This is a genomic window from Azospirillum brasilense (assembly GCF_008365405.1).
In the GTDB taxonomy this organism is placed as follows: Bacteria; Pseudomonadota; Alphaproteobacteria; order Azospirillales; family Azospirillaceae; genus Azospirillum; species Azospirillum brasilense_D.
This window is the reverse complement of sequence record NZ_QOKV01000003.1, coordinates 49,874-75,112: the sequence shown is the minus strand read 5'-3', so window position 1 is coordinate 75,112 and position 25,239 is coordinate 49,874. Positions and strand designations below refer to the sequence as shown.

Annotated in this window: 25 protein-coding genes; 10 read left to right on the top strand and 15 right to left on the bottom strand. The window is 68.2% G+C overall.

Annotation, left to right across the window (positions count from 1 at the left end; genetic code table 11):
• The first annotated feature begins 171 nt into the window (after window positions 1-171).
• The 3 genes from DS837_RS07075 to DS837_RS07065 all read left to right on the top strand — a co-directional run bounded on the left by DS837_RS07075 (window position 172) and on the right by DS837_RS07065 (window position 2,310).
• Window positions 172-651, top strand: coding sequence for an Hsp20 family protein (locus DS837_RS07075; protein WP_014239222.1), 480 nt, complete (start codon window positions 172-174; stop codon window positions 649-651).
• Window positions 652-726: 75 nt separating this feature from the next.
• A complete protein-coding gene (locus tag DS837_RS07070; RefSeq protein WP_149164107.1) occupies window positions 727-960 on the top strand; it encodes a DUF1150 family protein in 234 nt (77 codons plus the stop codon).
• A gap of 252 nt (window positions 961-1,212) precedes the next feature.
• Window positions 1,213-2,310, top strand: coding sequence for a hypothetical protein (locus tag DS837_RS07065; RefSeq protein WP_149164106.1), 1,098 nt, complete (start codon window positions 1,213-1,215; stop codon window positions 2,308-2,310).
• A 42-nt stretch (window positions 2,311-2,352) separates the two neighbouring features.
• Here the strand turns inward: DS837_RS07065 and DS837_RS07060 are convergent, their stop codons facing one another.
• Window positions 2,353-2,772 (bottom strand): DUF2141 domain-containing protein, encoded by a 420-nt coding sequence (locus tag DS837_RS07060; protein ID WP_170295773.1) that lies wholly within the window; start codon window positions 2,770-2,772, stop codon window positions 2,353-2,355.
• Window positions 2,773-2,940: 168 nt separating this feature from the next.
• Between DS837_RS07060 and DS837_RS07055 the strand changes: the two genes are divergently transcribed.
• Together DS837_RS07055 and DS837_RS07050 are read left to right on the top strand one after the other, a co-directional pair.
• Entirely contained in the window at window positions 2,941-3,795 is an 855-nt protein-coding gene (locus tag DS837_RS07055; RefSeq protein ID WP_149164104.1) for a LytTR family DNA-binding domain-containing protein, read from the top strand.
• A 443-nt stretch (window positions 3,796-4,238) separates the two neighbouring features.
• Entirely contained in the window at window positions 4,239-6,149 is a 1,911-nt protein-coding gene (locus DS837_RS07050; RefSeq protein WP_149164103.1) for an acyltransferase family protein, read from the top strand.
• Between the two features lie 9 nt (window positions 6,150-6,158).
• On the opposite strand, the gene DS837_RS07045 is transcribed toward DS837_RS07050, so the two are convergent.
• The 3 genes from DS837_RS07045 to acnA form a co-directional block, all read right to left on the bottom strand.
• On the bottom strand, window positions 6,159-6,644 hold the full coding sequence (locus tag DS837_RS07045; protein ID WP_149164102.1) for a hypothetical protein: 486 nt from the start codon (window positions 6,642-6,644) through the stop codon (window positions 6,159-6,161).
• Window positions 6,637-6,855, bottom strand: a complete 219-nt coding sequence (locus tag DS837_RS07040) for a hypothetical protein (protein ID WP_149164101.1) — start codon at window positions 6,853-6,855, stop codon at window positions 6,637-6,639. Before DS837_RS07040 ends, DS837_RS07045 begins: the two co-directional genes overlap by 8 nt.
• A gap of 208 nt (window positions 6,856-7,063) precedes the next feature.
• Entirely contained in the window at window positions 7,064-9,754 is a 2,691-nt protein-coding gene (acnA, locus tag DS837_RS07035) for an aconitate hydratase AcnA (RefSeq protein ID WP_149164100.1), read from the bottom strand.
• 247 nt (window positions 9,755-10,001) lie between these two features.
• Between acnA and DS837_RS07030 the strand changes: the two genes are divergently transcribed.
• Complete coding sequence (locus DS837_RS07030; protein ID WP_149164099.1) at window positions 10,002-11,339, top strand: ABC transporter substrate-binding protein; 1,338 nt, start codon at window positions 10,002-10,004, stop codon at window positions 11,337-11,339.
• Here the strand turns inward: DS837_RS07030 and DS837_RS07025 are convergent.
• Window positions 11,336-12,355: a class I SAM-dependent methyltransferase gene (locus DS837_RS07025; RefSeq protein WP_149164098.1), complete on the bottom strand. Its 1,020-nt coding sequence runs from the start codon at window positions 12,353-12,355 to the stop codon at window positions 11,336-11,338. The two genes, DS837_RS07030 and DS837_RS07025, sit on opposite strands and share 4 nt — an antisense overlap.
• A gap of 331 nt (window positions 12,356-12,686) precedes the next feature.
• Here DS837_RS07025 and DS837_RS07020 point away from each other — a divergent pair, with 331 nt between their 5' ends.
• On the top strand, window positions 12,687-13,277 hold the full coding sequence (locus DS837_RS07020; protein ID WP_149164097.1) for an NUDIX domain-containing protein: 591 nt from the start codon (window positions 12,687-12,689) through the stop codon (window positions 13,275-13,277).
• 11 nt (window positions 13,278-13,288) lie between these two features.
• Window positions 13,289-13,909, top strand: coding sequence for a 3'-5' exonuclease (locus DS837_RS07015; RefSeq protein WP_149164096.1), 621 nt, complete (start codon window positions 13,289-13,291; stop codon window positions 13,907-13,909).
• A gap of 24 nt (window positions 13,910-13,933) precedes the next feature.
• Here DS837_RS07015 and mtnA read toward each other — a convergent pair whose 3' ends face one another.
• On the bottom strand, window positions 13,934-15,034 hold the full coding sequence (gene mtnA / locus DS837_RS07010) for an S-methyl-5-thioribose-1-phosphate isomerase (RefSeq protein ID WP_149164095.1): 1,101 nt from the start codon (window positions 15,032-15,034) through the stop codon (window positions 13,934-13,936).
• Window positions 15,035-15,200: 166 nt separating this feature from the next.
• Here mtnA and DS837_RS07005 point away from each other — a divergent pair, with 166 nt between their 5' ends.
• Complete coding sequence (locus DS837_RS07005; RefSeq protein WP_149164094.1) at window positions 15,201-16,889, top strand: sensor histidine kinase; 1,689 nt, start codon at window positions 15,201-15,203, stop codon at window positions 16,887-16,889.
• Between the two features lie 7 nt (window positions 16,890-16,896).
• On the opposite strand, the gene DS837_RS07000 is transcribed toward DS837_RS07005, so the two are convergent.
• From DS837_RS07000 to DS837_RS06980, 5 genes are all read right to left on the bottom strand, one after another.
• On the bottom strand, window positions 16,897-17,481 hold the full coding sequence (locus DS837_RS07000; RefSeq protein ID WP_247889811.1) for a 3'-5' exonuclease family protein: 585 nt from the start codon (window positions 17,479-17,481) through the stop codon (window positions 16,897-16,899).
• A 30-nt stretch (window positions 17,482-17,511) separates the two neighbouring features.
• Window positions 17,512-19,329 carry a putative nucleotidyltransferase substrate binding domain-containing protein gene (locus tag DS837_RS06995; RefSeq protein ID WP_247889810.1) on the bottom strand — a complete coding sequence of 606 codons (1,818 nt, stop codon included), beginning with the start codon at window positions 19,327-19,329 and terminating at the stop codon, window positions 17,512-17,514.
• 117 nt (window positions 19,330-19,446) lie between these two features.
• On the bottom strand, window positions 19,447-21,159 hold the full coding sequence (locus tag DS837_RS06990; RefSeq protein WP_149164092.1) for a cation acetate symporter: 1,713 nt from the start codon (window positions 21,157-21,159) through the stop codon (window positions 19,447-19,449).
• Window positions 21,159-21,461: a DUF485 domain-containing protein gene (locus tag DS837_RS06985; protein WP_149164091.1), complete on the bottom strand. Its 303-nt coding sequence runs from the start codon at window positions 21,459-21,461 to the stop codon at window positions 21,159-21,161. Before DS837_RS06985 ends, DS837_RS06990 begins: the two co-directional genes overlap by 1 nt.
• Before the next feature lie 218 nt (window positions 21,462-21,679).
• On the bottom strand, window positions 21,680-22,204 hold the full coding sequence (locus tag DS837_RS06980; protein WP_149164090.1) for a DUF1178 family protein: 525 nt from the start codon (window positions 22,202-22,204) through the stop codon (window positions 21,680-21,682).
• A 132-nt stretch (window positions 22,205-22,336) separates the two neighbouring features.
• On the opposite strand from DS837_RS06980, the gene DS837_RS06975 reads away from it, so the two are divergent.
• Window positions 22,337-22,969 (top strand): class I SAM-dependent methyltransferase, encoded by a 633-nt coding sequence (locus DS837_RS06975; RefSeq protein ID WP_149164089.1) that lies wholly within the window; start codon window positions 22,337-22,339, stop codon window positions 22,967-22,969.
• 7 nt (window positions 22,970-22,976) lie between these two features.
• Here the strand turns inward: DS837_RS06975 and DS837_RS06970 are convergent, their stop codons facing one another.
• From DS837_RS06970 to DS837_RS06955, 4 genes are all read right to left on the bottom strand, one after another.
• The gene (locus DS837_RS06970) at window positions 22,977-23,813 is read right to left on the bottom strand and encodes a carbon-nitrogen hydrolase family protein (protein WP_149164088.1); all 837 of its coding nucleotides are present in this window, start codon (window positions 23,811-23,813) and stop codon (window positions 22,977-22,979) included.
• Window positions 23,810-24,073 (bottom strand): glutaredoxin 3, encoded by a 264-nt coding sequence (gene grxC, locus DS837_RS06965; protein WP_014239199.1) that lies wholly within the window; start codon window positions 24,071-24,073, stop codon window positions 23,810-23,812. The genes DS837_RS06970 and grxC overlap by 4 nt, the downstream gene beginning before the upstream one ends.
• A gap of 76 nt (window positions 24,074-24,149) precedes the next feature.
• Window positions 24,150-24,893, bottom strand: coding sequence for a ComF family protein (locus DS837_RS06960; protein WP_149164087.1), 744 nt, complete (start codon window positions 24,891-24,893; stop codon window positions 24,150-24,152).
• A 25-nt stretch (window positions 24,894-24,918) separates the two neighbouring features.
• Window positions 24,919-25,185, bottom strand: a complete 267-nt coding sequence (locus DS837_RS06955) for a flagellar biosynthetic protein FliQ (protein ID WP_149164086.1) — start codon at window positions 25,183-25,185, stop codon at window positions 24,919-24,921.
• Window positions 25,186-25,239: the final 54 nt, after the last annotated feature.

Here is a 25,239-nt window from a genome sequence, read left to right as displayed (position 1 = left end):
CCCGCCGGAGGGCGGGGGGCGCTTTGCCGCAACGGCGAACCTTGACCGCCGGGCGGCCTACCCCAATCTATGACGGAGCGGCGCCGATCCTCCCCTTTCGGGCCGCCAGCCAGCCGGGCGCCGGAAACGGGCCCAATGTGCAACTCGCTCGCCTCTCGAGGAGGATGCGCCGTGACGACACGTCTTTCGCTCTTCAACAGTCCGCTGCTCCTGGGCTTCGACCAGTTCGAGCGCACGCTGGACCGCATCGCCAAGAATTCCGCGGAAGGCTATCCGCCCTACAACATCGAACAGATCGGGGACGAGGGCCTGCGCATCACGCTGGCCGTGGCCGGCTTCACCTCCGAGGACCTGTCGGTCCAGATCGAGGACAACCAGCTCGTCATCCGGGGCCGCCAGACCGACGACCGCTCGCGCATCTACCTGCACCGCGGCATCGCCGCCCGCCAGTTCCAGCGCAGCTTCGTGCTGGCGGAGGGAATCGAGGTGGTCGGCGCCTCGCTCGACAACGGCCTGCTCAACATCGACCTCAAGCGGCCCCTGCCGGAACCGAAGGTCCGCACCATCAAGATCGAGCAGCCCGCCCAGGCCGCCAGCGGCACCGCCGGACCGCAGACCATCGACGTCGCGCCCGACCGCGGCGACGCCTGACCGGTCTTCGCGCTCAACCAGCGCGATTGCCCGCCGCTCACACCTCCTCGACCGTTTCGTCCAAAGGACTGCGTCATGAACAGCTTCGACACCGACAAGGCCGCGGCCTTCCTGCGCCAACTGTCGCCCCAGGACTTCGCCACCTTCGGGCTGGACCATGTGGCCTATGTCCGGCCGGTGACCGTCGACGACGCCCCGGCCTTCTCCGTCCACGCCGCCGACGGCACGCCTTTGACGGTTCTTCCGGAACGCGACGTGGCATTCGCCACCGTCCGCCAGAACGACATGGAACCGCTGAGCGTCCATTGACGCCCGGGGCGTCCTGCTGACGACGCCCGGAGGTTTCGCCGAAACCTCTCCGGCCGAAAAACCCCACGGAAGGTTGCGAAAGGGCCGGTCCGCCGCGGACCGGCCCTTTTCGTTTCTGTACATCCGGTGCTATGACATTGCTCCGGGACGCCCCCTTCAACCCTTGCCTGCCCCCCTCAACCCGCTATCCTTGTGGGGGACCTCGAAAGTGGACGAGCGGGCGGATGGGCGCCGGCTTGCGGGGAGATGGCATTGAGCGACGGGGCAGACACCAGCGAGGCTGTGGCCGAGGGTGCGGGGGACAAGTCGGCACGTCCTCAGGGCGGAGGCCGGCGCAGGCAGTGGGAGGACGAGGCCCGCGACGCGCTGCACATCATGCCGCTGTCGGCCATCCCGCTGGAAACGCCGGGTCTTCAGCACGCCCGGCTGATCAAGAACGTGCGGTTGCAGACCGTCGTCGAGATGTTCCACGACGTCCAGACCGGCAGCGGGCAGGTCTCGCCGCGCCACCTCACCGCCTATTTCGAGTCCTACAAGGAGGAGGTGGAGCGCGACCTCGTCAAGATCGAGAAGATCGCCGCCGCCTCCAGCTTCGACGTCTACACCTCCCGCATCGAACTGCGCCGGATGAACATCGACGTCAACAGCGTCGAGTCGCTGACCCTGTCCGAGCGTAAGAAGGAGGAGCTGACCAACTACATGCGCGTCTTCACGCGCCCGCTGGTCGAATATGTCTACGGGTCCGAGGACATGCAGGTCCAGGACGTGAAGGACATCATCGGCATGTTCTCCAACCCCAACCGGGACGAGGCGCTGCGCAACCTGCGCATGATGGCCGACCGTCTGGACATCGAGCTTGGGGAAATCCCGCAATTTCTTGAGGAGTACGGCGACATCTTCCTGTCGCTGGCCTATTTCAAGAAATGCCTGGACGACATCGTCCCGGAAATCCAGCGCTTCCTCTCCTGGATGGCCGAGATCCGCAGCTCCACCGAAGTCAAGCGCGACGCCCGGCAGATGCGCATGCTCGACGAGATCAGCCGCGACCTGACCGACATCTCGACCTCGATCACCGGGCGGTTCGAGAGCTTCGACAACCGGTCCAAGGACTTCTGGCGCGACATCAACGCCGAGACCTTCCATTCCATCCGCGAGCTGATCGCGTCCCACCACGTCACCATCGGCGGCGTGCTGTGCGGTCTGGCGGTGAAGATGGACCTGTGGAAGGCCCGCTTCGCCCGCGGCGGCGGCGGCCCGAACCGGCGCATGGAATTCGTGAAGTCGGAAATCCTGCCCGGCCTGTCCCACATCAAGTCGCTGGAACAGTCCGCCCGCTCCGCCAGCACTTGAGAGGTTTTCCACGGCACCGCTCCGGCTGTCCGGAACGGCGGCTCAGTCCGTCAGGGGCACCCTGGTGGTCACCGTCCCCCCGTCTGGCACCTCCAGGGCAAAGGCGTCGAAAGCCGGCGGGCCGAAAGCGCTGCCCGTCACCCCGCCGCTGAATCCGTAGGGCTCGCCCGGAATGCCCAGCATGTTGGTGGTGAGCACCGAGTCGCCGTTCCGGTCCTGGAACACCGCGATTCCGTAATGCCCCGCCGACAGCCCGATGAAGACCGCCGCCACCTCCCTCCCCGACGCCTCCAGGATTTGCCCGGCGAAACGCCGCTCCGCTTTGTAGGCATCGGCGCCGTCGTACAGCGCGACCCACAGCTTGCCCTGTTGGGGCTTGACGTTGGCGATGGTTGCGCGAAGCTCCCCCGCGCAGACTCCCGCCGCGGCGAGGGTCAGCGTCATCGCGCCGACCAACCCCATTCCGATCCGACATGCGGCCTCCATTTCCTGTCCCTTTCCTTTGCCGTGGGCGAACCGTCGCCTTTCCAAGCCGGTCCCTTCCATGCCCGAACGGGCGGGCGGCGGGCCACCACCGCTGCGGGACCGGCGGGATGCGGCTTCGCGAAACGACGGAACCGGCATTTCACGATGCGTGAAACGACGCTTCCCGCGGCGGGGCAGCCCCGCACGCCCTACCGCCGCCGGCTGCTGGGCCGGTGCTTGCCGTCGCTGCTCGGCGCGGCGCTGGTGCTGGCTCTCCTGGGTCCCTTCGGCACCTTCGTGGATCTGACGCTGACACAGCGGCTGGCCTATTGGATCAGCCTGATCGGGCTGGGCGGCCTTGCCTTCGAACTTCTGACCCTGGCCGCCACCCGCCTGCTGAGGGAGAGGCCCGAGGCGTGGCGCTCCATGCTGGTCGGGGTGACGCTGGCGGTGGCGTCGCTGATGACGCTGACTGTGGCGCTGCTCGAAAAGACGTTGCGCGGGTTGGATTTTCTACGCCCGCTGGGATTGGCGGAGCTGTTCGTCTATGTCGTCCTCGTCACCCTGCTGGTGTCCGCCATTCCGGTCTGGCTGGAGCTGCGGGACCGTGGGCTTCTCGCCGGCCCTGCGGCTCTCCCTTCCCCGCCCCTCCCCGACAACGCGCCGGCACCCCCGGCGGAGCCCGCCTTCCTCGCCCGTCTGCCCGCACGGCTCGGCCGGGACCTGCTGGCGCTGGAGATGGAGGACCATTACGTCCGCGTCCACACAGAGGCGGGCAGCGACCTGATCCTGATGCGGCTGCGCGACGCCATCGCCGAGCTGGCCGGGCTGGACGGCATGCAGGTCCACCGCTCCCACTGGGTCGCCGCGGCGGCCGTCGCCGGGGTGGAGCGCAAGCCGGACGGCAAGCTGGTGCTGGTTCTGCGCAACGGCCGGCGCGTGCCGGTCAGCCGCAGTTACCTGACGGAGGTTCGGGCGGCGGCTCGGGCGGCGGGCTGGGCGGAGAAGACGGGGTCGTGACCGGCAATCTTACCGCGCACACGAAGACATTGTAAAATCCCGACGGATCGCCGGACACCCCCGCAATAACGGTCGTTTTCTCTATCCCTATCGGTCACCGATTATCTTTGAATTCTTGTTAGACCATTCAAAGTGCCGACGCCCTAAGGATTTCATTCAATAATTCACTTCAACGCTCCGCCTCGATGACATATCATCGAATTCAAGAGCACTTTCCTCTCAAGGACCCTAAAAACATTAAAGCAATCCACGCGACAACAATGCCAATCTTACGCTCATAGCGCGACGTCTTTTCCACATCATCGGATTGTCAGGGGGCAAGCACGCTGCCGTCCCTCACGCAGCCGAACATCCCCACGCTCATCGCCGCTCGCCTCCCGCCGTAGAACCGGGTTCGGGATCGCCGACCCACGTTTCCGTTCCACCCAAGCATTGCGGGTTCCATGACGTACCGCCCCGACATCGACGGCCTTCGCGCGGTATCGATCCTTTCGGTTCTGCTGTTCCACGCGAAGTTTTCCCTGTTCAGCGGCGGATACATCGGCGTCGATGTGTTCTTCGTGATTTCCGGATATCTCATCGGCTCGATCGTTCTGAACGACGCGCAGCGCGGCACCTTTTCCCTGGCCGAGTTCTATGTCCGCCGCATCCGCCGAATCCTTCCCGCCCTGTTCGCGGCCCTGGCGGTCACCGCGGTGCTCGCGCTGATCCTGCTGTCACCCCAGGAGTTGAAGAGCTTTTCCCAGAATCTCGCGGCGACCACGCTGTTCTCGTCCAACATCGTCTATTATCTGAAATCCAGTTACTTCGAAAGCGCGGCGGAGATGAACCCGCTTCTCCACACCTGGTCGCTGGGGGTGGAGCAGCAGTTCTACATCGTCTTTCCCCTCGCCCTGCTGGCTTTGCTCCCGTACGGGCGTTCGGTATGGATTGCCGTTCTGGGGGCGGCAGCGGCGGCCTCCTTCGCCTTGAGCGTGTTCCTGGTGCGGGATCATCCGGTGGCGGCCTTCTACCTGCTGCCGCCCCGGCTGTGGGAACTGGTGCTGGGCGCCCTTCTCGCCTTCGGTGCCGTTCCGGACTTCCGCGGCCGGGCGGCGCGGGAACTGGCCTCCGCGCTCGGCGCCGCTCTGATCGTCGCCAGCGTGTTCGCCTTGACGGAGGCGACGGCCTTCCCGGGCTACGCCGCGCTGCTGCCCTGCCTGGGGGCGGCGCTGGTGATCCACGCGGGGCGGGGCGGCCCGACGGCGGTCGGGACGGTGCTGACCCTGCGCCCCATGGTCTTCATCGGGCTGATCTCCTACTCCATGTACATCTGGCACTGGCCGCTGATGGTCTTCGCGCGCTTCCACAAGGGGCGGGACCTGTCCACCAGGGAGACGCTGGTCCTTCTCGCGGTCATCGCCGCGGTGTCCGTGCTGTCCTGGCGGCTGATCGAAATTCCCTTCCGCAAGCCCAGGGCGGATCCCGGGGCGGAGTCGGGGCGCCGGCCGTCCACGGTCTTCGCCCGGACCGGCTGGGCCATGGCGGGGCTGGCGGGGGTCGGGCTGCTCGGCCATCTGTCCAACGGGCTGCCACAGCGCTTCACCGACTACGCGCCGCAGGACATCTCAGGGCGGGAACTCTACAAGGAACACACCTGCTTCCTCGAAACCGACCAGCCCCCCGAGGCGTGGCCGGGCATGGAGGGTTGCCGGATAGGCCCCCTGAAGGCGGACGCGCCCACCGCCCTGCTCTGGGGGGATTCCTTCGCCGCCCATTATGTGCCGGGGCTTCAGAACATCGCCGACACCCTGCCCTTCAACATCGTCCAATACACGGCATCCGGCTGCCCGCCCATCAAGGATCTGTCCGTCAACGCCCGTCCGAACTGCCAGGACTTCAACAGCCGCGTCGATGAGATCATCGACCGCAACGGCATCCGCATCGTCATCATGGCGGCGCGGTGGGAATGGTACATGGACACCAACGCCCTCGATCTCCGCCGCCTGCATGACACCGTGGTGGCTTTGCTGAGCCGGGGCATCCGCATCGTCGTGCTGGGGCAGAGCCCGGTGTTCCGCTTCCGCAACCCCTACGACCACACCTATTTCATGAAGTCGGAGCGGGCCTATTCGATCACCGGCCAAGCCGCCGACCAGCCGCTGATCACCGCGACGCAGGGGGCGCAGTTCGTCGACACCTCCGACTATTTCTGCGATCCCGATCCCTGCAAGTCCCTTCCGCTCTGCCGGATCAGGGACGACCAGGGCTTCTACTTCCTGGACCAGGGCCATTTCTCGACCCACGGCAGCATCCTGCTCGTGCAGAGCATTCAGGAGGTTTTGCGCGCGCCCGATCAAACCTACGGAGAGTGAGGACCAGTCTCAGGCCGCGTGCCGAGCGTCCGTCGCGAAAGCATCGAAGAACAATCCGGCGGTTTCCTGATTGGCATGCCGCCGGGAAAGCTGATAGCTGAGTTCAAGGACGCTGATTTCCGGAATTGTGCCCCTTACGAAAAGGCGCTTCACCAGAAGCACGGCGGCCATTTCCTGGATCAAGTACAGATTGGGATTTCCCCAACCCTCCGGATTGAAATGCACGATCTTGAACCGACTCAGCCGGAAGGCCAGGACGCCGGCAATCTTGCCGGGCGTGATGCCATGCGTCCTTGAGCGCCGCGCCAGCACCGCGCGCAGGTCGATCTCCGCCTCCGCAACGGCCAAGGCCAGTTCGCGGTCGCTGTATTCCAGATGCTTCAGCGGCATCCGGAACACACGGCAGGCTTCGCTGAGAAACGTCACATATTCGGTGAAAATCCTTCGCCGAAGTTCATCGGTGAAGGAAAACTCCGGTAAGGCGGGATCAACCATTGGCGTCCGAGTCCAACCCCAACAGTTGACGGTAGGCATCGATGTCTTCAGGCTTGTGGGTGGACTGGCGCACCCAATCCTCCAGTTCCTGCGCGGTTCGGATGCCATGATTGATGCGGACTTCGCCGCGGCTGCCCTGATGGGCCATCATGCGTTCCACGGAATCCCGGAGCGCATCCGGATCGTTCATCACATGCTCAAGATTCGGCATCGTGCGAAACCAACCCATGTTGTCCGTCGCCGCGGCATCGGCAGAAACGCCACGCCTTTGGCCGGGTTGCGAAGGGAATTTCCCCCCAGAATCAAGGCGGTCGAGACATCATTCCCGACCGCCTCCATTCGGTTACCTCTTTTTCTGATTCAAGTCAAGGATCAGACCAGAATTCCGATATCGTAAGTCTTCAAACGTTCCAACAGCCTCACTTCGCCAGATTGCGCAGGACGAAGTTCAGCACGCCGCCGTTCCGGTAATACTCGACCTCGTCCACCGTATCGATGCGCAGCAGCAGCGGCACCTGCCGGGTCTGACCGCCGGCGCGGGTGATGGTCATCGTCACGTCCTTGCGCGGGCGCAGGTCCTGCTCGATGCCGTCGATGTCGAAGGTCTCCGTGCCGTCCAGAGCCAGATCGTTGCGGGTCAGCCCGTCCTTGAACTGGAGCGGCAGGATGCCCATCCCGACGAGGTTCGAGCGGTGGATGCGCTCGAAGCTCTCGGCGATCACCGCGCGGATGCCCAGCAGCTTGGTGCCCTTGGCCGCCCAGTCGCGGCTGGAGCCGGTGCCGTACTCCTTGCCGGCGATGACCACCAGCGGCACGCCCTCCTGGGCGTAGCGCATCGCCGCGGTGTAGATCGGCAACTGCTCGCCCGAGGGGTAGTGCCGGGTCTCGCCGCCCTCCACGCCCGCCAGCATCTCGTTGCGGATGCGGATGTTGGCGAAGGTGCCGCGCATCATCACCTCGTGGTTGCCGCGCCGCGCCCCGTAGGAGTTGAAGTCCTGCGGCCGCACCTGATGGCTCAACAGATACTCGCCGGCCGGGCTGGTCTTCTTGATCGACCCGGCGGGGGAGATGTGGTCGGTGGTGATGCTGTCGCCGAGCACGGCCAGCGCGCGGGCGCCCCGCACGTCGCTCACCGCGTCGGGGGTCTTCGGCATGTCGGCGAAGAAGGGCGGCAGCTTCACGTAGGTGCTGCCCGCCTGCCACTCGTAGGTCTGGCCCTCGGCGGTGCGGATGCCGCGCCACTGCTCCGGCCCCTCGAAAACGTTGCCGTAGCGGCTGCGGAACATCTCCGCCGACAGCGAGGCGTCGATGGCGTCCTGGACCTCCTGGTTGGTCGGCCAGATATCCTTCAGGTAGACGGGCTGGCCGTCATGGCCGGTGCCGATGGGGTCCTTGGCCAGGTCGATCTTCATGTTGCCGGCCAGCGCGTAGGCGACGCACAGCGGCGGCGAGGCCAGATAGTTCGCCCGCGTGTGCGGATTCACCCGGCCTTCGAAGTTGCGGTTGCCCGACAGCACCGCGGCGACCACGAGGTTGCCCTCTTCCACCGCCGCGGCGATGGGGTCGGGCAGCGGGCCGCTGTTGCCGATGCAGGTGGTGCAGCCGTAGCCGACGATGTTGAAGCCGAGCTGGTCGAGGTAGGGCTGGAGCCCGGCCTTGGCCAGATAGTCGGTGACCACCTGCGATCCCGGCGCCAGCGAGGTCTTGACCCAGGGCTTGGACGTCAGCCCCTTCTCCACCGCCTTGCGGGCGAGCAGGCCGGCGGCCACCAGCACCGCCGGGTTGGAGGTGTTGGTGCAGGAGGTGATGGCGGCGATCACCACCGCCCCCTGGTCGAGGGTGTAGCCGCAGCCCTGCACGGGAACGGAGCGGTCGGCGTCCTCCGCCTTGAAGGCGCCGACCAGATCGCCGCTGAAGCTCTGTGCCGCCTGGGACAGCGGCACGCGGTCCTGCGGGCGCTTCGGGCCGGCCAGCGACGGCTCGACCGTCGTCATGTCCAGCTCTAGCGCGTCGGTGAAGACGGGGTCCGGCGTGCCGGCGTCGCGCCACATGCCCTGGGCGCGGGCGTAGGCCTCGACCATCGCCACGCGGTCGGCGTCGCGGCCGGTGAAGGTCAGGTAGCGGATGGTCTCCGCGTCGATCGGGAAGATGCCGCAGGTGGCGCCGTACTCCGGGGCCATGTTGCCGATGGTGGCGCGGTCGGCCAGCGTCAGGTGATCCAGACCCGGCCCGTAGAACTCCACGAACTTGCCGACCACGCCCTTCTTGCGCAGCATCTGGGTGACGGTCAGCACGAGGTCGGTGGCCGTCGTGCCCTCCTTCAGCCGCCCGGTCAGCTTGAAGCCGACGACCTCGGGGATCAGCATGGAGATGGGCTGGCCGAGCATGGCCGCCTCGGCCTCGATGCCGCCGACTCCCCAGCCGAGCACGCCCAGCCCGTTCACCATGGTGGTGTGGCTGTCGGTGCCGACCAGCGTGTCGGGATAGGCGACGAGCTTGCCCGCCGGGTCGGTGTCGGTCCACACGCCCTGGGCCAGATACTCGACGTTCACCTGGTGACAGATGCCGGTGCCCGGCGGCACGACGCGGAAATTGTCGAAGGCCTTCTGGCCCCAGCGCAGGAAGGCGTAGCGTTCCAAGTTGCGCTCGAACTCCAGCTCGACGTTCTTCTCGAAGGCGGAGGGGTTGCCGAAGAAATCGACCATCACCGAGTGGTCGATGACCAGATCGACCGGGACCAGCGGGTTGATCTTCTTGGGATCGCCGCCCAGCGCGGCCATCGCCTCGCGCATCGCCGCCAGATCGCAGACCGCCGGCACGCCGGTGAAGTCCTGCATCAGCACGCGCGCCGGGCGGTAGGCGATCTCACGGTCGGACCGCTTGTCATGAAGCCACTGGGCCACCGCCTTCACGTCGTCGGTGGACACGGTGCGCCCGTCCTCGAAGCGCAGGAGATTTTCCAGCAGCACCTTCATCGAATAGGGCAGCCGGGAGAGGTCGCCCAGTCCGGCGTCCTCCGCGGCCTTGATGCTGAAATAATCGTAGCTCTTGCTCCCGACGGACAGGGAGCGGCGGGTTTTCAGCGAGTCCTGACCGGTGAACGTCGTCACGGTACCCCTCCTTCGCGTTATTGGCGGACCGGCCGGGCGGCGGCCGTGGTTTCCGCATGCCTCAACCGCCTGATTTAGTGCCGGTCCCGCCCCCCTTCAAAGGGCTCCTTCCGAGAGGCAGGGAAGCGGAGGCGTGGGGGTGCGCTCTCTTCGTGCGAAACCGGACCGGTCCGTACTAGAATCCCGCGCAATGAAAACCACGCGGACGGGCGCAACGGCCCGGCGCGCGACGGGTGGAGGAAACGGAATGGCATGGCGCGCCCCAGCTTTGGCGGCGGTGGCCCTGGCGGTGGCGGTGCTGTGCGCCCCGGCCAAGGCCGCCCCGGAGTCGCCGCAAGGGGCGCAGTTCTTCCCCCACCTTGTCTACCGCAGCGGCCCCTACGCGCCCTACGGCATCCCGCTGGCCGACGGGGTGGCCGATTATCTGACGCTGGTCAACCGGCGCGACGGCGGCATCGGCGGCGTGCCCATCGCCTGGGAGGAGTGCGACACCGGCTACAACACCGACCGCGGGGTGGAGTGCTACGAGCGGCTGAAGGCCAAGGGGCCGACCGGGGCCGCCGCCGTCCTGCCGCTGTCCACCGGCATCACCTACGCCCTGATCGAGCGCGGGGCCGCCGACCGCATCCCGGTCTTCTCCTCCGGCTACGGGCGGGCGGACGTGTCCGACGGGCGGGTCTTCCCCTACGCGGTCAACGCCCCGGCCAGCTATTGGACGGGCATCGACGCCGCCATCAGCCACATCGCAACGGAGCTGGGCGGGCAGGACCAGTTGCACGGGCGGAAAATCGCCTACGTCTACCACGACAGCGCCTTCGGCAAGGAGCCGCTGCCCATGCTGGAGGCGTTGCGCGGCCCGCTGGGCTTCGAGATGCGCAGCTTCCCCGTCGCCCCGCCCGGGCTGGACCAACGCGCGGTGTGGACGCAGATCGCCCGCCACTACCGGCCCGATTACGTGATCCTGTGGGGCTGGGGCGTGCAGAACTCCACCGCCCTGCGCGAGGCCGCCGCCGCCGGCTATCCGGCCGACCGCATGATCGGCGTCTGGTGGGCCGGGTCGGAGCTGGACGTCCGGCCGGTCGGCGCCGCCGCGGTCGGCTACAAGGCGGTCGCCTTCCACGCCGCCGGGGCGGACCTGCCGGTGATCCGCGCCATCCGCGAGCGGGTCCACGCCCATGGGCTGGGGGCCGGCGATCCCGGCCAGATCGGCACGGTGCTCTACAACCGCGGGGTCTTCAACGCCGCCGTCCTGGTCGAGGCCATCCGCACCGCGCAGGGCAAATACGGGCGCCGGCCGCTGACCGGGGCACAGGTCGCCTGGGGCTTCGACCATCTGGACCTGACCGCCGAACGGCTGGCCGCGCTGGGGCTGGACGGCTTCATGCAGCCGCTGCGCATCACCTGCGCCGACCATGAAGGGATCGTGCCGCTGCATGTGCAGCAGTGGGACGGGGAGCGCTGGCTGGACGTGTCCGGCCCCATCGAGCCGCGCCGCGCCCTGATCCGCAAGCTGGTGACGGAGTCGGCCCGGCGCTTCGCCGCGGAGCGCAAGATCGAACCGCGGGCCTGTGACGAGAAGCCTTAAGTCGGGCGCATCGCCACGTAGCGGCAGAAACGCAGCCCGCTGCCCAGCACGCGCAGGCGCGACCACCACAGCGCCAGCTCGCGGGCCAGCGCCTTGAGCACGCGGGGTTCGGGGACCGCGGTCTTCAGCGCCTCGCCCAGCCGGCGCACCCGCTCCACGGCCTGACGGCGATGAAATTGCGTAAGATCCTCGGAAATGCGCAGGTCGAGGTTGCGCTGGGTCAGCTCGTCGGCCATGCGGGTGGCCGACCAGGGATAGACCTCCAGCGGCTCGGAGTCGCGCCAGCCATTCCAGCTCTCCCAGGAGGACGGGGTGCCCTCGATCACATAATCGAACAGCAGCACACCGCCCTTCGGCTTGACGCAGTCGCAGACGCGGTCGAGGAAACCTTCCTTGTCGCGCACCCGGTGCATCACCCGGTCGGCCAGCACGAGGTCGAAGGAGCCCGCCTGGTTGAAATGCTCCGGGTCGTAATGGCCGATCGGCGCCTTCTTCGACACGCCCAGCGCCTTGGACCGCTCCATCCCCAGCTTGGCCAGCAGGGGGGACATCTCCAGGCCGGTGACCCAGGTGTCGTAGCTGTCGACGATGCCGCGCGCCGGCCCGCCCAGCCCCGCCGAGAGGTCCAGCACGCTCTTGGCCGGGTTCAGCCCGAAGGAGCGGACGGATTCGACCATCCATTGCGAGTCGCCGGGACCGACGCAGTCCTGGCCCCACAGCATCTGCGCCCCTTCCGTGCGGGCGACCGACCAGACCGGTTCGCCCTGCCGGTCCAGTTGCAGGTTCTCCAGCCGCTCCAGGTCGGCATCGGGCCGCGGCGCCTCGGGCGGCAGGGCGCCGGCCGGCGCGGCGGAACCCAGCGCCGCCACCGGGCCGCGCAGCGGCAGGCGGGAGGCCGGGGCGGTGCGGGCCAGCCGGGACAGGGCGGCGAGGTCGTAGCCTTCCCACCAGGCGACGAATTTCGTCCGCCAGTCGGGATTGCGCCAGCGCTCCCTATCCTGAAAATTGTGCCGCATCCGGCGCTGCGTTTCCAAAATTGCTGCCCCACGAAGGACGGCCACCGCCGGCATCAACGGATACCGCACAATACAGAGGTAGACCTCAACAGTCGGGGAGTCAAGTAACCAGCACGAACAGTTGGAAAGGACTTGCGTGAACTGTCGCGAAAATTTTATCTAACTGTGAAATATTTCCGTAACGACCATGGCTTGCGGTCCTGAAGCCGACGCGCGGCACGGTGGCCGAAGCGCGCCGCGTTGCAGCATCGAGGCGCAATGCCTATAGTTCCGCCCCAGCACCCCGCAGCCTGTCCCCACACCGCCCCCACACCGCTCAAGGAGCACCGGCGTGCCGCACAAGACCGGCAATCCCTGGACCGTCCTGACGACCAAGCCGATCTACGAGAATCCGTGGATGCGGGTGGTGGAGCACGACGTGCTGACCCCGCTCGGCAATCCCGGCATCTACGGCGTCATGCACGCCCAAAATCTGGCGACCGGGGTGGTTCCCATCGACGACCAGGGCCGCGTCACGCTGGTCGGCCAGTACCGCTTCCCCTTGGAACAGTACAGTTGGGAGATCCCGGAGGGCGGCGGCAAGAAGGGCGTCGAACCGGTGGAGTCGGCCAAGCGCGAGTTGCTGGAGGAAACCGGCCAGACCGCCCGCCACTGGCTCCCGATCCTGACCATGCACCTGTCCAACAGCATCACCGACGAGACCGCCCATTGCTTTCTCGCCTGGGGGATCGAGCAGGGGCAGGCCGAACCGGAGGAGACGGAGGTCCTGCAACTGCGCCACGTTCCCTTCGCGGAGGCCTACGCCATGGTCAAGCGCGGGGAGATCACCGACGCCATTGCGGTGGCCTGCCTGCTGAAGGTCCGCCTGATGGCGCTCGACGGCGACCTGCCCGCGGACGTCACCCGCCTGATCCTGGGCTGAGGGAAGACGTTATGCAGGCTGTCGCCATCGACTTCGAAACCGCCAACGAATCGCGGACCAGCGCCTGCTCCATCGGCGTCGCCTGGATCGAGGACGGGCGCGTGGTGGAGACCGAGGAGCATCTGATCCGCCCGCGGGAGATGCGCTTCAACCCCTTCAACACCGCCGTCCACGGCCTGCGGGCGGAGGATGTCGCCGGCGCACCGGAATTCCCGGAGGTCTGGCGCCGCTTCGCCCGTCGGCTGGAAGGCCGGTTGGTGCTGGCCCACAACGCCTCCTTCGACATCAGCGTGCTGCGCCACACGCTGGACGATTACGGGCTGGTGTGGCCGGCCTGCAGCTACCTCTGCACCGTGGTGCTGGCGCGCAAGGCGTGGCCGCAGCTGTCGGCGCACAAGCTGAATTACCTGGCCGACCATCTGGGCATCGCGCTCGACCACCACCGCGCCGGCAGCGACGCCGAGGCCTGCGGCCGCATCGCGCTCGCCGCCACCCGCGTGCTGGGGCTGGAGCGGCTGGCCGACATCGCCGCGGCCACCGGCATCACGCTGGGGCAGTTGACGCCGGGCGCCTACAGCCCCTGCAAGGGCGGCAACCCGCCGCGGCGGCGCAAGCTGGTGCCGGTGGTGTAAGGGGGAGCGTATGGGGCAAGCGCTTTACGCGCCACCCCGCTCCGGAAACAACCCCGCCAACCCCTCGCGGGTCGCCGGACACACCCCGCGTTCGGTCACCAGACCGGTGACCAGACGGGCCGGGGTCACGTCGAAGCCGTAATTGACCGCCGGGCTGCCGGCCGGGGTGACGCGGACGGTCTCGATCCGCCCGTCGGCGGTGATGCCGGTCAGTTCGGTCACCTCGCGGGAGTCGCGCTCCTCGATGGGGATTTCCTTGACGCCATCCGCCATGCCCCAGTCGATGGTCGGGGAGGGCAGCGCGACGTAGAAGGGCACGCCGTTGTCGTGGGCGGCCAGAGCCTTCAGATAGGTGCCGATCTTGTTGCAGACGTCGCCGGTCGCCGTGGTGCGGTCGGTGCCGACGATGCACAGATCGACCATGCCGTGCTGCATCAGGTGGCCGCCGGTGTTGTCCACCACCACCGTGTGGGGCACGCCGTGGCGGTTCAGTTCCCAGGCGGTCAGGCTGGCGCCCTGGTTGCGCGGGCGCGTCTCGTCCACCCAGACATGCAGACGGATGCCCACCTCGAAGGCGACATAGACGGGGGCGAGCGCCGTGCCCCAATCGACGGTGGCCAGCCAGCCGGCGTTGCAGTGGGTCAGCACGTTCACCGGCTCGCCCGGGGCCTTGCGGCGGGCGGCCTCGCGGATCAGGGCGGCACCATGTTCTCCGATGGCGCGGTTGATGGCGACGTCCTCGTCGCAGACCGCCGCGGCCTCGGCGTAGGCGGCCTCGGCGCGGGCAGCGGGCGGCAGCGGCGCCAGACGGGTGCGCATCCGGTCCAGCGCCCAGCGCAGGTTGACGGCGGTCGGGCGGGTGGCGAGCAGCCGCGCGCCGGCCGCCTCCAAGGCGGCGTCGGACGGGTCGGCCCGCATGGCCAGCGCCACGCCATAGGCGGCGGTCGCCCCGATCAGCGGCGCCCCGCGCACCAGCATGGCGCGGATGGCGTGGGCGGCCTCCTCCAGGTCGGTCAGCCGCGCGACGGCGAAATCATGCGGCATCCTGGTCTGGTCGATGATCTCCACCGACCAGCCGTCCTGCGCCAGCCAGATGGTGCGGTAGGCCCTGCCATCGATCTTCATACGCCATACTCCCCGCGCTCGATGCCGCTTCGGCCTTTCGGCCCGGCGCGACAATAGGGGGTGGCGCGGCGCGGTTCAACGGGCGTACCCAGGGAACAGGAGCCTGCAAAAAAGTGTTGGTCCGCCACGAAAGCCACGACCTTCGATGCTCAACGGCCTCTCTCCCATGCCCCTGCGCGCCCTGCGATCCAAAGGTTCCCCTCTGCTCTACCGGATGCCGGGCTCGGCTCTGGTCCTGATGGTCTGCGCGGTGGCGCTGCTGCTGACGCTCGGCCTGTCGGCCAGCTTCGCGTTGCGGGACCGGGCGGCGGCCCTGCAGCACGCCCAGGACACCGCCGGCAACGCCAGCCTGCTGGTCGCGGAGCACGCGGCCCGGCTGGTGGAGACCAGCGACCTGATCCTGAAGCAGGCGGTCCAGCTCGCCGGACCGGCCGACGCCCCGCTGCCCACGGACCGGGCGGCCTGGGAACGCTACGCGGCGCTGGTGCGGGGCACGCCCTATCTGGTGTCGATCTGGCTGTTCGACGCCGAAGGGAACCCCGTCCTGAGCACCCGCCGCTTTCCCACCCCGGCGATGAACGTCGCCGACCGCGATTACTTCGAGGCCCAGCGGACGGGCGGCGGCAAGGCGGCCGGCCAGCTCTTCATCACCGCGCTGGACAAAAGCCGCTACAGCCAGGAGCCGCTGATCCTGCTCTCGCGCCCGCTGGCCGCGGCACCGGGGCAATTCCGCGGCGTGGCCCTGGTCGCCGTCTCGCCGCGCTACGTCCGCGACATCTACAAGAGCTTCGATTTCGACTACGCCCGTTCCATCACCCTGCGCCGGGCCGACGGCACGGTCCTGCTGCACGAGACCCAGGGGCCGGACGCCACCGACAGCGCCGCGGCGGAGGCCGCCGGGGAGCCGGAAATCTCCGCGCTGCGCCAGGTGGACAGCGTGCCGCTGACCGTTGGAGTGGCCATCCCGGTGAGCAGCGTCATGGATCGCTGGCACGGGCAGCTGTGGACCTACATCTCCTACGCGCTGGCGGCCCTGGCCGCGGTGTCGGTGATCGGCGGGATGGCCCTTCAGCGCGCCCGGCGGGAGCGGCAGGCGGAGAGCGCGCTCCAGAACGCCTACGACACGCTGGAGGAGCGGGTGCACCAGCGCACAGCGGAGCTGGAGCGGACCAACGGGCAGCTCGAAACGGCGGTGACCGACAAGGAGGTCCTGCTGAAGGAGATCCAGCACCGGGTGAAGAACAACCTTCAGGTCATCTGCAGCCTGCTGCGCCTTCAGGCCGCGCGCATCGACGAGCCGGCCCGCCGCGCCTTCGACGAGAGCCTGCGCCGCATCCAGTGCATGAGCCTGATGCAGGAGCTGCTTTACCGCTCCGACCAGCCGGCGCGCATCGACTTCGCCGATTACCTGCGCCAGCTCTGCGACGGGCTGGTCCGCTCGACCAATCCGAGCGGGGCGCGGCTAACGGTGAACGCTCCCCAGCCCTGGAGCCTGGACGTGGATCAGGCCACCCCGCTCGCCCTGATCGCCAGCGAGCTTGTATCCAACGCGCTGCTGCACGCCTTCCCCCTTGGCCATCCCGGCACGGTGACGGTGGACCTGCTGCCGGAAGGCACGGAGGGCATGCGGATGGTGGTGCGCGACGACGGCACCGGCCTGCCGCCCGATCCGTCGGCCTCCCAAAGCCGCCCCAACGACAAGCGCCCGAGCGGGCTGGGGCTGGTTCTGGTCCGGGCGCTGGCCCAGCAGGCCGGGGCGGATGTGACGATCGACCGGCAGCCGGACGGTGGACCGGGCACCCGCTTCATCGTGTCGGTGCCCACCCTTTCGAAAGGCCAGACGAAAGCGGCTTGATGAAGCGTCAGGGCCGCGGCGGCTCCAGACGCAGATAGACCATGGCGGAGGCGAGCGCGCTGGCGTAGGCGTCCTCCCCGGCGCGCGGCGGCAGGTCGAGATCGCGCAGGATGCTGTCCAGCCGCAGATCGACCGCGTATTTGCCAGGCACCTTGGCCCTGCGGCCGTAATAGAGGCTGGACACCTCGATCCTCTGGTTCGGCAGCGGCATGCCCACCATCGGCTGCACCAGCCGATCCAGGAGCCCCACGGTGAAATCCAGGTAGTAACCGACCAGCGGGCGGTTGCCGATGAAGGCCAGCAGGCGGGACAGCGCGGGTTCCGCCGGTTCGGTGGGCCAGAAGGAAAGGATCAGGCGCTGGCTGGTCAGGATACGGCCGCCGCGAATGCGCAGAGCGGCGACGCCGCGGAGATCGGCCGTGGTCGCGTCGAAGGAGGTGGCCTCGCAATGGATCGCCACCCGCTCTCCGGTCTCCTCCCCCGACAGCAGCAAGGCGCGGTCGGGATGCTCGGCAAGCAGGACGGCGGAGTCAGCGACAGGAGCGGCCACCACCCCGTTGGCCACCACGCTGGCAATGGTCTCGGTCGGCATGCCGCCTCCTTTCCCCGCGCGCTCGGCGGGTCAATGGTTCAGGTGGAAGTGGTAGGCGAGCAGTTCCTTAAACTTCTTCACCAGCGCCAAGCAGTCCTTGAACTGGTCGCGGTCGAGCTTGCCCAGGGATTCGGTGCGGACGAGGTTGTCGGTCTGGGTGCCGGACACGCTGCCGTCCAGGCCGGCCTTCAGCCGCAGCGTGGACAGGAAGGTGAAGGCGTCGGCCAGTTCGCCGGCCACGGCGCGGTCGAGAACGCCCTGGTCGGCGAGCGCCCAGATGCGCTCGGTCGTGTTGGTCTCCGCCATGTGCTTTTCCAGCGCCAGCGCGCGGACGCCGTGGACGATGGGAAAGATGCCGGCCTTCTTGATGTCCACCGCCTCGTTGCGGCGCCGCTCGAACAGGCCGCCGAACAGGCCCGACGGCGTGTCGAAGGCCAGCGCCGGGCGGGCGAAGGCGGTGAAGAACATCTGGTTGTCCTGCAGCCGGCCGAGCAGGTAGCCCTTCGCCTCGGCCAGCAGGGCGGCGTCCCCGGCCACCGCCGCCGCGTCGTAGAAGATGGCGAGGTTCATCTGCGCCGCCTCGTCGGGACGGTGAATCCAGTGGAAGAGGGAATCCTTGTACAGCGCCAGCGGGCGCGTCCAGTCCGGGTTGGACACCATGATGCGCCCCGGGCAGGGCGGGTAGCCGAACGCGACCAGATGGCGGGTGAAGGCGTCGGTCACCTGCGACAGCGTCGGGCAATCGTAGCCGTCGCGCAGGATCAGCCCGTTGTCCTGGTCGGTTTTCAGAAGCTGCTCGCCGCGCCCCTCGCTGCCCATCACGATCAGGCAGGAATTCGCCAGCAGGTCCGGCGGCGCCAGCAGTTCGAACAGGCGGCGGAAGATCTTGCGGTTCAGCTCGGTCACGAGGTCGGCGATGAAGGACACCTTGACACCCGTGCCGTGCAGCGTGCGGATCAGCGCGACGATGTCCTGGCTGGCCCGGCCCAGATCCTCCGGCGTGGCGGCGCGGTCGACCTTGAGCGCGATGACCTGGGAATGGTTGGACAGGACGGCCAGCAGGTCGGTCTGCTCCAGCAGGCCGGCGACCTCGCCCTGCTCGGTGATGACGAGACGGCGCACCGAATGCTTGGTCATCAGGATCAGCGCGTTGAACAGCAGGTCGTCGCGGTCCAGCGCCAGCAGTTCGTAGCGGGCGAGCGGCCCCACCGGGCTGTCCACCGGACGCCCCTCCAGCACCACGAGGTCGCGCAGGTCGGTGCCGGTCAGGATGCCGATGCGCCCCCCGTTTTTCGGATCGCCTTCCCGGACCAGCACGCTGCTCGCCTGGTTCCGCTTCATCGCCGCCGCCGCGTCGCGCAGGGACGCCCCGGCCTCGACGAAGACCGGCGGGTGCAGATAGGCCTGGCGGATTCGCGCCATGGTCAATGCGGCGGTTTCGCGGTTCGAACGCTCGTTGGCCAGCGCGCTCAGCCGGTCGGCGAAGCCCTGCTGGATCACCGCGCCGAACGCGGCGTTCTCGTGGGCCAGTTCGAGAAGGACTTGGCGGGGCACCAGGTCGCACAGCGTGTCCTCCGCCGCGACGAAGCTGCGCGCCTGCCCGTCGGAGAACAGAGCCTGGAGGTCGAAGCTGTCGTGGGCGCCGTGCACCGCCACCACCTCGCCGCCCCGGCGCTCGTGGACCAGCCCCTGACGCACCACGAACAGGCAGTCCGCCGGCTCGTCCCGGCTCAGGATCACGCCGTCCCGGACATAGACGCCGAGGTCGAGCGCGGCGGCGAGCCGCTGCCGCTGCTCCGGGGTCAGGCGGTCGAAGGGGGGGACGGAGAAATCGAAGGCGTCGGACAAAATCCGCTCCACGAACCGGCGGGTGAATAAAAAAGGCGCCCCAAGACCGCGGTCTTGAGGCGCCTTGAAGATTACACCAGCCCCCTCATCTGCGGAAGGCGGGTGCGACCATTCGCATTAGTGAGCAGAGGCCCCTTCGGCACCCAGGCCGGTCTGCGACCGGATGTACTGGGCCTTGTAGGCCTCGCGCTCGTCCTGCGCGGTCTTGCTGTTGTCGGTGATCGAGAAGAACCAGATCGCCAGGAACGACAGCGGGATGGTGAAGACGCCCGGGTTGTCGTACGGGAAGAGGGCGGCCGGGTTGCCCAGCACCGACTTCCACACGGTCGGACCCATGATCAGCAGGCTGACCGACGAGACCAGGCCGATCCAGCCGCCGAGAACGGCGCCGCGGGTGGTCATCCGGCCCCAGAACATCGACATCAGCAGAACCGGGAAGTTCGCCGAGGCCGCGATCACGAAGGCGAGGCCGACCATGAAGGCCACGTTCTGGTTCTCGAAGGCGATGCCGAGGAAGATCGAGACGATGCCGATGACCACGGTGGTGATCTTCGAGACGCGGATCTCGTCATGCTCCGACGCGCGGCCCCTGGCGATCACCGAGGCGTACAGGTCGTGCGACACGGCCGAGGCGCCGGCCAGCGTCAGGCCCGCGACCACCGCGAGGATGGTGGCGAAGGCCACCGCCGAGATGAAGCCGAAGAACAGGTCGCCGCCCACCGCGTGCGCGGTGTGGATGGCCGCCATGTTGGAGCCGCCGATGATGGTCGCCGGGTTGGCCAGCGCGCCCGCCGCGGGGGCCGCGGTCAGGAACGGATAGGCGCCGGTGGCGTCCGGGGCCAGCAGCAGCACGATGGCGCCGAAGCCGATGATGAAGGTCAGGATGTAGAAGTAGCCGATGAAGCCGGTCGCGTAGAACACCGACTTGCGGGCTTCCTTGGCGTCCGACACCGTGAAGAAGCGCATCAGGATGTGCGGCAGGCCGGCGGTGCCGAACATCAGCGCCATGCCCAGCGAGATCGCCGAGACCGGGTCGGTGATGAGGGCGCCCGGCGCCATGATGGCGGTCGCCTTCGGGTGGACCTGCGTGGCCGTGGCGAACATCGCCTCCGGGCTGAAGCCGAACTTGGCGAGCACCGCGAAGGCCATGAAGGAGGCGCCCGACAGCAGCAGAACCGCCTTGATGATCTGCACCCAGGTGGTGGCGAGCATGCCGCCGAAGGTCACGTAGGCGATCATGAGAACGCCGACGATCACCACCGCCCACATGTAGTCGAGGCCGAACAGCAGCTGGATCAGCTTGCCGGCGCCGACCATCTGGGCGATCAGGTAGAAGGTCACCGTGGCGAGCGAGCCGCAGGCGGCCATCGTGCGCATCGGGGTCTGCTGGAAGCGGTAGGAGGCGACGTCGGCGAAGGTGTACTTGCCGAGGTTGCGCAGCCGCTCGGCGACCAGGAACAGGATGATCGGCCAGCCGACCAGCCAGCCCACCGAGAAGATCAGGCCGTCGAAACCGGAGGTGTAGACGAGGCCGGCGATGCCGAGGAAGGACGCCGCCGACATGTAGTCGCCGGCGATGGCGAGGCCGTTCTGGAAGCCGGTGATGCCGCCGCCGGCGGCGTAGAAGTCCTTCGCCGACTTCGTGCGGCGCGCCGCCCAGTAGGTGATGCCGAGCGTGGCCAGCACGAAGATCAGGAACATGACGATCGCCGAGAGGTTCGTCGCCTGCTTCTGAACCGCGCCTTCGACCGCCGCCGCGTGCACCGACGCGGGGATGAGCGCGCCGGCCGCGACGGCCGCGGCGCCCACACGATTGACCAGCGAACGCATCACTTCGACTCCTCCATGATCTGCCGGTTCAGCTCATCGAACTCGCCGTTCGCCCGATGCACGTAGATGCCGGTCAGGATAAAGGCCGAGACGATGGTGAAGAGGCCGACGGGGATACCCCAGGTGGTCACGCCGCTGCCGATCGGGGTACCCAGGAACCCCTTGCCGAAGGCGACCAGCAGGATGAAGCCGAAGTAGATGACGAGCATGGCGATCGAAAGCGTCCACGCGAATGCGCTACGCTTCTGCACCAGCTCCTGAAACTTGGGATTCGCGAGAATCCTCTGAGCGTTTTCTTTCATAGTGCGTCCCCTCGCGAGTGCCGAGCGATTTTTGCAAGGTCATATTAGACACTCGGGCCATATGGTCTTTGTAACGAACTATCCCGTCAACAACTTTGATGCAGGCCAGCCGCTAAAAAGCGGCTTGACGCAGCCCGCAGCCGTTGTTCCGGGGCATCGTTCACAAACCCATGGCAGCGAAAGGGCAAGGGGTACACGAAATATCGTGAGGCTCGGGCTTAGGAATTGGTGCGCGGAAGCCAAGGTATGCGACCAAAAGTCACACCTTCCTCCTTCAACTCGTCCGCTTCCTTGTCGGTGGCCTCGCCATAGATTCCGCGCGGGTCGGTTTCGCCATAATGGATGCGCCGGGCCTCCTCGGCGAAGCGATCCCCGACGTAATCGCAGCTCTCTTCAACCGTACGGCGAATTTCCGTCAACTGACGCATGACTTCCGCCGCGAAGCGCTCGCGCACCTCCGCCGGCACGGTCGGGGTTGCGGACGCCGGGGGAGCGGCAGGGGCCGGTGCGCCGCCAGCCGCCGTGGGCACCGCCTCCGGCGCGCCGCTCTCGCGGGGTGCGTCGTCCTTGGAGCGGCCGCCTTTGGCGATGCGCGGGGCCATGGGGGCCTTGGCGATGTGCGTGTCGCCGCAGACCGGGCAGGCAATGGCTCGGGCGGCGGCCTGCGTCTCATAGGCGTCGCCGTTGCGGAACCAGGCCTCGAACCGGTGGTCGGCCGTGCATTTCAGAACGAAGAGGATCATGTCCCCGTCGGATGCTCCAAGGTGAGAAGAACGGATGGTCATGATATACGGTCGGTGACCGGTTGCCAGTTCAGCACGACGCCGGCGTCGCGGTCAAACACACGTCATGAAAAGAGCGGGAGCATCCGTCCCTTGTCCACACCGTCCTCCGCCGGATCGCCCCCCATCGGCTCGCCCCATGCCGCGATCAGCCCGCCCTCTCCCTGGGTCGCGCGCTTCGCGCCGCTGGTGCGGGCGGGCGGCCCGGTGCTCGACCTCGCCTGCGGGTCGGGGCGGCATTTGCGGCTGTTCCAGGCGCGCAACCATCCGGTGGTCGGGCTGGACCGCGACCTGCGCGGGGTGACCGACCTGACCGGGACGGCGGGGGTGGAGCTGGTGGAGGCCGATCTGGAGAACGGGGCGCCCGTGCCGCTGCTGCACGACCGCCGCTTCGCCGCGATCGTGGTGACCAATTACCTGCACCGCCCGCTGTTCCCCATCCTTCTCGACGCGCTGGAGCCGGGCGGCCTGCTGCTTTACGAGACCTTCGCGCTGGGCAACGCCCGCTTCGGCCGCCCCGCCTCCTCCGCCTTTCTGCTGCGCAGCGGTGAGCTTCTGGAGGTGGCGCGCGGGCGTCTCCAGGTCGTCGCCTACGAGCATGGCGAGGTCGCCTCGCCCAAGGCCGCGGTGGTGCAGCGGCTGTGCGCGGTCAAGGACCTGGAGGCCGGCAGCGGACTGGACGGCGATCCGGAGCCCAGGCCCCTGCCCCACCCCCTGCCCGCATGACGGGCGGTCAGAAGCCGACCCGGTCGAGCGTGAAGGTCCGGTCGTGGGTCAGGGCCGGGACCATGCGGCGGGCCTCCTCGACGCGGGCCATATCCAGCTCGGCCAGGACGAAGCCCACCGCCTCCTCCGCGTCGGCCAGCACCTCGCCCCAGGGGGCGACGATCAGGGAATGGCCGTAGGTCAGCCGTCCCTGGTCGTGGCTGCCGGTCTGGGCCGGGGCCAGCACGAAGCAACCCGTCTCGATGGCGCGGGCGCGCAGCAGCGTGTGCCAGTGCGCCCGGCCGGTCGGTACGGTGAAGGCCGCCGGCACCGTCAGGATCGACGCCCCCGCCTGGGCCAGCGCCCGGTAGAGATAGGCGAAGCGCAGGTCGTAGCAGACGGTCATCCCCACCCCGCCCCAGGGCGTGGCGGCCAGGACCGCGCGGTCGCCGGGCCGGAAGGTCGCGGATTCGCGGTAGCTCTCCCCGCCCTTCAGGTCGACGTCGAACATGTGGAGCTTGTCGTAATGGGCGACGGTCCGCCCCTCGGCGTCGAACAGGTAACTGCGGTTGGCCACCCGCCCGTCGTCGAGCAGGACGCCCAGCGTCCCGGCGAGCAGCCAGGCCCCGGTCTCCCGCGCCAGATCGGCGAAGAAGGGGATCGCCGGATGCGCGTCGGCCGGCTTCACCCGCTCCAGCACCTTGGCGCGGCCCTGGACGATCATGCTGACATTCTCGGGCAGGGCGATGAAGTCCGCCCCGGCGTCGCGCGCCCGGCGGACCAGATCGCCCGCCGCCTGAAGGTTCGGAAGGATGTCCGTGCCCGCGTTGACCTGGACGCAGGCGGCCTTCAGGACACCGCTCATCCCCCGATTCCCAGAATGGGGTCGAGCTTGCCGGCGCGGTCCAGCGCGTGGATGTCATCGGAGCCGCCGTAGGGCTTGCCGTCGATGAAGACCTGCGGCACGGTCATGCGCCCCTCGGCCCGCTGCACCATCTCCTCGCGGCGGCCCGGCTGCATGTAGAGGTCGATCTCCTCATACGCCACCCCCTTGCTGTCGAGCAGACGCTTGGCGCGCGAGCAGTAGGGGCAGAAGGGCGTGGTGTAGATGACGACGTCGGCCATGCGGAGGGCTCCTTGGCTGTTTTGAACGGTTATAAGATCAACCGCCGCACGGCGTCACCCGTTACGTTTTCATGGCTCACGTCTTGACGACGCGCGCCAGGGTCAGCGCGTCCACCCGCTCCGCCCCGGCGCGCAGCAGCACCCGCGCGCATTCCGACAGGGTGGCCCCGGTGGTCAGGACGTCGTCGACCAGGACGATCCGCCGGCCCGCCACCCGCGGCTCCAACCCCGGCCGGACCGCGAAGGCCCCCTTGACGTTCCGCCGCCGCCCCGAGCGGTCGAGCCCGCCCTGCGACGGGGTGGAGCGGCGGCGGACCAGCAGGTCGGGGATCACCGGGCGCCCGCTCTGCCGGCCCACCGCCTGGGCGAGCAGGGCCGCCTGGTTGTAGCGGCGCCGGAACAGCCGCAGGCGGTGCAGCGGCACCGGGGCCAGCAGGTCGGCGTCGGCCAGCAGCTCCGCCCCGGCACGGGCCAGCCACGCGCCGTAGGCCCCGGCGGCGTGGATGCGGTCGCCGTGCTTGAAGCCGAGGACCAGCGGGCGGCTGCCGTCGTCGTAGGCCAGGACGGCGCGGGCGCGAGCGAAGACCGGCGGCTCGGCGATGCAGGCGCCGCACAGCGGCTCCCCCTCCAGCGCGAAGTCGAAGGGCGTGCCGCATCCGGCGCAGAGCGGCGGCGCGATGAAGGTCAGCCCGCTCCAGCACGGCGCGCACAGCCCGCCCTGCCGGTCCACCGCCCCGCCACAGCACAGGCAGCGCGGCGGCAGAAGCGTGTCGAGAATTCCCGCCAGAACCCTGGTCGCCAGCCGCTGCGGAAGGGTCATGGCGGCGCGCCCCCCTCAGTTCAGGTCAGTTCAGGCCGGCGATGCGGTCGAAGATCACGAAGGTGTAGTCGCGCAGCGCGATGTAGATCGCCGGGCCGGTGATGAACAGGATGGCCAGCGTCGCGAAGATCTTCAGGTCCTGCTGCAGCGTCGATTCGTTGATGTTGGTCGCCTGCTGGAAGATGGTCATCAGCATGCCGAGCACCGTGGTGACGACGAGGACGGGGGTGGTGATCTTGATGATGACGATCAGCGCCTCGTACGTGGCGCCGATGGCTTCCTCGATGCCCATGGCAAGCTCCCGCAGGTTTGCGGCCGACCATAGCACGGCCCGGCCCCTTCGCCG